This window comes from Streptomyces sp. NPDC043861 (assembly GCF_056435905.1).
Genome location: NZ_JBWKDP010000045.1, coordinates 1 through 1247, shown reverse-complemented (window position 1 = coordinate 1247; position 1247 = coordinate 1). Strand labels below are relative to the sequence as shown.

Annotated in this window: 1 protein-coding gene; it reads right to left on the bottom strand. The window is 67.0% G+C overall.

From position 1 onward, the window contains the following. On the bottom strand, window positions 1-1247 hold a 1247-nt coding region (locus AC068D_RS35675; protein WP_478827308.1), incomplete at both ends, for a condensation domain-containing protein.

The window sequence follows — 1247 nt, the reverse complement described above, 5'->3', positions numbered from 1 at the left end:
CCGGTGTTGTGGCGGTAGTTGAGCAGCGAGGTGAACACGGGGGTGTTGCCGGCCAGGCCACTGGCCTGCTGGGCCAGGGCCAACGAGGCATGCTCATGCTCCAGCAGCTCCGCCAGCTGGCCGCGCATCAGCTCCACAGCCTCCAGCACACCCAGCTCTCCCGTACGCACCCGCACCGGCAACGTGTTCAGATACAGCCCGGCCACCCGGTCAGCACCCGCGCCGGCGTTCATCCGCCCGAACAGCACCGTCCCGAACACCACGTCGTCCCGACCACTGACCGCCGCCAGCACCCGCGCCCACGCCACGTGCATCAGCGTCGCCGCACTCGTACCCGCCCGCCGCGCCGCACTCCGCAGCCGGTCGACCACCTCGGGCGCAAGCGGCACCACCCCACGCTCCACACCCGCGCCATCACCACGGACATCAGCCAGCCCGAACGGCGCCGTAGGCTCCGTCACGTCACCCAGCAACTCGCCGAAGTACCGCTCGTGCTCCGCGCGTCCCACCCCTCCACGCACCTGTGCCACGAAGTCACGGAACGGCAGCGACGGCGCCAGCTCATCACCACGCCCAGCCAAAAACGCCTGCACCTCGTGCAACAGCACCTCGAGCGCCGTGTGGTCCTGCACCAAGTGATGCAACCGCAACAGCACCAGCCAGCTGTCACCGCCCGGCCGCGCCGCAAAATGCACACTGATCAGCGAGGCCCGGCCCAGATCCATCGACAGACCAACGACCCCCTGCAACTCCGCCACAGGATCGGCAGCCTCAGAGTCAAGGACCACCTCCGTCACCGGCAGTACGGCATGCCGCCACACCACCTGCACCGGCTCACGCAGCCCCTCCCACACGAACGACGTCCGCAGAATGTCGTGCCGATCCACCACCCGCTGAAACGCCCGCACAAAATCATTCACCCGCTCCCGCGAGTCCATCTCGATGACCACCGGCATCAAGTAAGCGTCCTCGCCACCCTCCGCCATCAAGTGGTGGAACAGCAGACCCTCCTGAAGCGGAGCCAACGGATACACATCCGCCACATTGGCAGCGCCGCCCTCCACCGTGGCAGCGATACACGCGATCTCCTCGACCGTCAGATCCACCAACGGCAGCATCTCCGGGGTGATCTCCCGTGCATCAGCAGGAATCAGATTCGCCGGAACAACGACATCCTCCACACCCGTCGAAACCGCAAGCCCCGCCGGAGACGGCGTATCGAACAGAGCCCGCACCGACACCGTCAC